This window comes from Gaiella sp., assembly GCF_035558935.1.
GTDB lineage: Bacteria > Actinomycetota > Thermoleophilia > Gaiellales > Gaiellaceae > Gaiella.
In genome coordinates this window covers 1-5,076 of record NZ_DATMBZ010000165.1, presented here as the reverse complement: position 1 = coordinate 5,076, position 5,076 = coordinate 1, and the positions used below count along the sequence as shown (strand labels likewise).

General features: G+C 71.3%; 3 protein-coding genes and 2 pseudogenes. 4 read left to right on the top strand and 1 reads right to left on the bottom strand.

Annotated features, from left to right (window positions below):
- Both VNM44_RS15495 and VNM44_RS15490 read left to right on the top strand, forming a co-directional pair.
- Positions 1-774, top strand: a pseudogene (locus tag VNM44_RS15495) (hypothetical protein); the annotation flags it as partial.
- Between the two features lie 326 nt (positions 775-1,100).
- Positions 1,101-1,613 (top strand): GNAT family N-acetyltransferase, encoded by a 513-nt coding sequence (locus VNM44_RS15490; protein WP_325626902.1) that lies wholly within the window; start codon positions 1,101-1,103, stop codon positions 1,611-1,613.
- On the opposite strand, the pseudogene VNM44_RS15485 reads toward VNM44_RS15490, so the two are convergent.
- Positions 1,610-2,971 (bottom strand): annotated as a pseudogene (locus VNM44_RS15485) (serine hydrolase); the annotation flags it as partial. The gene VNM44_RS15490 and the pseudogene VNM44_RS15485 sit on opposite strands and share 4 nt — an antisense overlap.
- Positions 2,972-3,034: 63 nt before the next feature.
- On the opposite strand from VNM44_RS15485, the gene VNM44_RS15480 reads away from it, so the two are divergent.
- Positions 3,035-4,192, top strand: coding sequence for a Gfo/Idh/MocA family oxidoreductase (locus VNM44_RS15480; RefSeq protein ID WP_325626898.1), 1,158 nt, complete (start codon positions 3,035-3,037; stop codon positions 4,190-4,192).
- Positions 4,189-5,076: sugar phosphate isomerase/epimerase (locus VNM44_RS15475; RefSeq protein ID WP_325626896.1), on the top strand; the 888-nt coding region annotated here is incomplete at its 3' end. The genes VNM44_RS15480 and VNM44_RS15475, both read left to right, overlap by 4 nt.

Below are 5,076 nucleotides of genomic sequence, written 5' to 3'. Positions count from 1 at the left end.
ACGACAGCCGCGTTCGCCGGGGCGATGCTCGGCGGGACGGGGCTCGGTTCCGCCGCGACGCAGGCGAAACCCACGAACCAGACGCGTCCGACGATCCAGGGGACGCCGCAGGTCGGGTCGACTCTGACCGCCAAGGAGGGGACATGGACGGGCAACCCGACCGACTACGACTACGCCTGGCGTCGGTGTGACTCCGACGGCGGGAGCTGCGCCCTGATCAGCGGGGCGAGCGAGAAGACGTACCTGCTCAAGCAGGTCGACCAGGGAAACACCATCCGCGTGACCGTCACCGCGCAGAACGCCGATGGACGCACCAATGTCACAACCGTTCCCACCGCGGTGATCCGCGAGGCACCGACAACGCCGCCGCCCGCCGCGAACCCCTGCGACAAGAACCCGCCCGTCGCCAACGAGCTGAAGCCGCCCGAGCGGCTGCTGATCGCCGGCCAGCAGGTGTCGCCGAGCGTGATCGTCGGCTCGACGCAGTCGATCGTGGCGCGGTATCGCGTTACCGCGTGTAACGGCAAGCCGGTCCAGGGCGCGCTGGTCTACGTCACGGCGGTGCCGTACAACATGTTCTCCGTTCCGCCCGAGGCGACAACCGGTGCCGACGGCTGGGCCGAGCTGCGGATGAACCGGCAGCGCGGGTTCCCCGCGACGCCGCGGCAGCAGCTGCTCGTGATGTTCGTCCGCGCTCGTGAGCCGGGCGGCAACCTCCTCGGCGGGATCTCGACCCGCCGCCTCGTCTCCTTCCCGGTCAATCTCCGCGGGTAGGCGAGCCCCGACACGAAAGCCAGGCGACGCTCCGGCGCCGTCTGCGCACGGGGTGGGCGCTCCAGGGGGTGGGGCGCCCACCCCGTGCGGGGGGCGGCGGGTCCCGTCCGAGTGACGCAGTAGCGTCCCGGACGATGACCCCTCCGCGCCCTCCGGAGCCCGCACAGCACACCGAGCCCTGCCTGCGCTGTGGCGCGGCGATGGAATGGCGGCACGGCACGTTCCAGTGCCCCCGCTGCCGCTTCAAGGTCGGCTGCTGCGAGGGACTCACCGGCGACTGCCGGACCTGACCCCGCCCGCGCGGCGGTGAGGGATAGCCTCGCCCGATGGAGATCCGCCCCATCCGGGCCGACGAATGGCTGCGCTGGCGCGAGGCGCGCCTGCGCATGCTCCGCGAGGAAGCGGCGTACTTCTCGACCCGATACGAGGACGCCGTCCGCGAGCCGGAGGGGGTCTGGCGGGCGCGCACGGCCGAGGCAGCCGAGGGCACCGACAAGATCCTCTTCGTCGCAGACGACGACGACAGGCTGCTCGGCGTCGTGGGCGGCTTTCGCCGCCTCGACCCGCTCGAGGTGCAGCTCGTCTCGCTCTGGGTGGATCCCAAGGCGCGCGGAAGAGGTGTCGCCCGCTCCCTGATCCGCGCCGTGGCCTCCTGGGCGCGCGAGCGCGGCGCTCGACGCATCGTCCTGTTCGTCCAGGAGGCGAACGCGCCCGGGCGCGCCCTCTACGCCCGCGCAGGGTTCCGGGCGACGGGCGACCGCGAGCCCGTCGGCGCCGGCCGGCCGGGGTTCAAGCTCGTCGTCGCCGCGACGGTGGACGAGCTCCTGGAGCAGCCCTAACCGGGTTCGACCAGCGGATTGGCCCGGGCGCCGTAGTGGACGTAGCGCGAGGCGTTCTCGAGCTCGTAGAACGTGACGGGCGTCCACGTCGTCTCCCCGGGCAGTCGCACCACGAACAGCTCCGGCTCGACGGCGACGAGTGGCAGCTCGTGCACGGGCTCGGGCATCAGCTCCGCGAGCGGGCCTGTGGCCGTCGCGCGCAGGGTGAGCCCGCGGTCGTCGACGAAGACCTCGGTCGTCATCGCGGCACGCTCGTAGCGACCGACGTAGCGCTCCGGGTCGACGTCGGGCGAGACAACGGGCGGCTCGAGCGGCCGGGGCATCTCGACACCGGCGACCGAGCGGAAGATCTCGCGGTAGAGATCCTGGAAGAGGTCCGTCGTGTTGCCGCCGTTCGTGAGCAGCACGACCGCGAGCCGGCGGGACGGGAGGAGCCGCAGGAAGGCGGACTGCCCGATCGTGTTGCCGTCGTGACCGATCAGCCGTTCGCCGTCCCAGCCGAAGCGGATCCAGCCGAGGCCCCACGAGTCGCCGAGCGTGTGCGTGTCCGGGAGCTCCGCCTTCGCGGCCATTGCGTCGCAGCCGGCCGTCGAGAGGACGCGCGTGCCGTCGGTCGCGACGCCGCCCTCCAGGTGCATCCGCGCGAAGGCGAGGACGTCCTCCACGCTCGCCGTGATCAACCCGGCGGGCCCCATCGCGCGCGTCAGCGTCCATGTGGTCGTCGGAATCGGGTCCTCGTCGGGCTCGCCCACGTGACCGACTGCGGTGCGATGGAGGAGGGCGTCCTCCGGCAATGTCACCGTGTGCTCGAGCCCGAGCGGCGCGGCCAGGCGCTCGCGCAGCGCGCCGTCCCAGGTGAGGCCGGTCACGTGCTCGACGATCCGCCCCAGGACGACGAAGCCCGCGTTGCAGTACGACCAGGTCGCGCCCAGCGGGTGGTTCTGGCCGATCTCGGCGAGGCCCGCGACGTACCGCTCGACGCAGTCGTCGCCGCGGCCCGTGTCGGTGAACACGTCGCCGTCGATCCCGCTCGTGTGCGTGAGGAGATGGCGCGTCGTCACCGCGCGGGTCACGTTGGCGTCGGCGACCCGGAAGCCCGGCAGTACCTCCGCGACGGGCTCGTCGAGATCCAGGCGGCCCTCGTCGACGAGCTGCAGAACGAGCGTCGCCGTCCACACCTTCGTGATCGAGCCGATCTGGAAGAGCGAGTCGGGAGTGACTTCGACGCCGGTCGCCTTGCTGAGCACCCCGGCCGCGGTCGCCGTCACCCTTCCCTCGTGGAGGATGCCGAGGGTCGCGCCAGGGACGCGATGGTCGGCCATCAGCTCGACGAGGCGCCCGCGCCAGGCGGCGGCGTCGGTCGCGTCGCCGACGGCCGGCTCGGTGTGCGGCGCGCTCGGCATGCGGAGTAGCGTACGCCCGTGCCCCCCGCCGAGCCGAGGTCGCTGTCGTCGCTCCGCGCGGGCGTCGTCGGCACGGGGTTCGTCGGCGTCGTCCACGTCCACGCCCTCCGGCTGCTGGGCGTCGACGTCGCAGGCGTCGTCGGGTCGTCGCCCGAGCGGGCTGCGGCGAAGGGGATCGCGCCGGTCTACGACTCGCTCGAGGAGCTGCTCGCCGACCCGTCGGTCGACGTCGTCCATCTGACGACCCCGAATCACCTGCACCATCCGCAGTCGAAGCAGGTGCTCGAGGCGGGCAAGCACCTCGTGTGCGAGAAGCCGCTGGCAATGACGTCCGAGGAATCGGCAGAGCTCGTCTCGGTCGCCGAGTCGAGCGGCCTCGTCCACTGCACGAACTTCAACCTCCGCTTCTTCCCGCTCGTGCACGAGTCCCGGGCGCGCATCGCCACGGGCGAGCTCGGCGAGATCTGGAACGTGCACGGCGGCTACCTCCAGGACTGGCTGCTCTACCCCACCGACTGGAACTGGCGTCTCGAGCTCGAAAAGGGCGGCGCGCTCCGTGCGATCGGCGACATCGGCTCGCACTGGATGGACATGGCGCAGTTCGTGAGCGGTCAGCGGATCGTCGAGGTCTGCGCCGACCTCCACACGACCATTCCCGTGCGGAGGCGGCCCGTCGGCGAGGTCGAGACGTTCGCGAGCGCCGACGACGTCGAGCGCGAGGACGCGCCGATGGCGACAGAGGACCTCGGGCACGTGCTCGTCCGCTTCGACGGCGGCGCGCGCGGCGCGTTCAAGGTCTCGCAGGGTGCAGCGGGGCGCAAGAACTTCCTCCACTTCGAGGTCGACGGCTCCGAGTCGGCCCTGGCCTGGAACGCCGAGCGTCACGAGGAGCTGTGGCTCGGGCGCCGCGACGAGCCGAACGAGCTTCTGCAGCGGAACGGCGCGCTCATGCAGCCCTCCGCCGCAGCTCACACCTTTCTTCCGGCCGGCCATGCGGAGGGCTGGGTGGACACCTTCCGCGAGCTCTACCGGAGCGTCTACACGGCTGTCGCGGCGGGCGCGCCTCCCGAGGAGCCCGACTATCCGACCTTCCTCGACGGGCACCGCGCGAACGTCCTCGGCGACGCGATCGCCGTCTCCAACGCAGAGCGACGATGGGTGGAGGTACCGACATGAAGCTGGGACTGCTCACAGCCGCGTTCCCGCGCATGAATCTCGAGCGGACCGCCGCTTGGTCGGCGGCAAACGGCTTCCAGATGCTCGAAGTCGCCTGCTGGCCCGCGTCGGGCGGCGAGCGGCGCCGGTACGCCGGCGTCTCGCACATCGACGTCGAGCGGCTCGACGCGGGGAAGGTGCGCGACGTGCTCGACCGCCACGGGCTCGAGATCTCCTCGCTCGCGTACTACCCGAACAACCTCCACCCCGACCCGGGTGAACGGCGCACCGTCAACAACCATCTGAAGAAGGTCGTCGACGCGGCCGCCGCGCTCGGCGTCCCCACCGTCGGAACATTCGTCGGCCGTGACCAGACGAAGAACGTGCCTGACAACTTCCGCGAGTTCCGCAAGGTGTGGCCGCGCCTCGTCTCCTACGCAGAGGGCCGCGGCGTGAACATCGCGATCGAGAACTGCCCGATGATCTTCAGCTGGGACGAGTGGCCGGGCGGCACCAATCTCGCTGCCACGCCCGCCGTCTGGGACGAGATGTTCACCATCGTCCCGTCGCCGCGATTCGGCCTGAACCTCGACCCGTCGCACCTCGTCTGGCTGCGGATCGACTACCTCCGCGTCGTCCGCGACTACGCCTCGCGGATCCTCCACGTCCACGCGAAGGACATGGAGATCGACCGTGACGGCCTTTATCGCAACGGCACCGTGTCGCTCGGAATGGGCTGGCAGGTCCCCCGCCTCCCCGGCCTCGGCGAGGTGCGCTGGGACAGGTTCCTCGCCGCGCTCTACGGGGTCGGCTACGACGGCGTGGTCTCGGTCGAGCACGAGGACCGCGCGTTCGAGGGAACGGCCGAGCTCGTCCAGCGCGGCTTCCTCATCGCCCGGGACGCG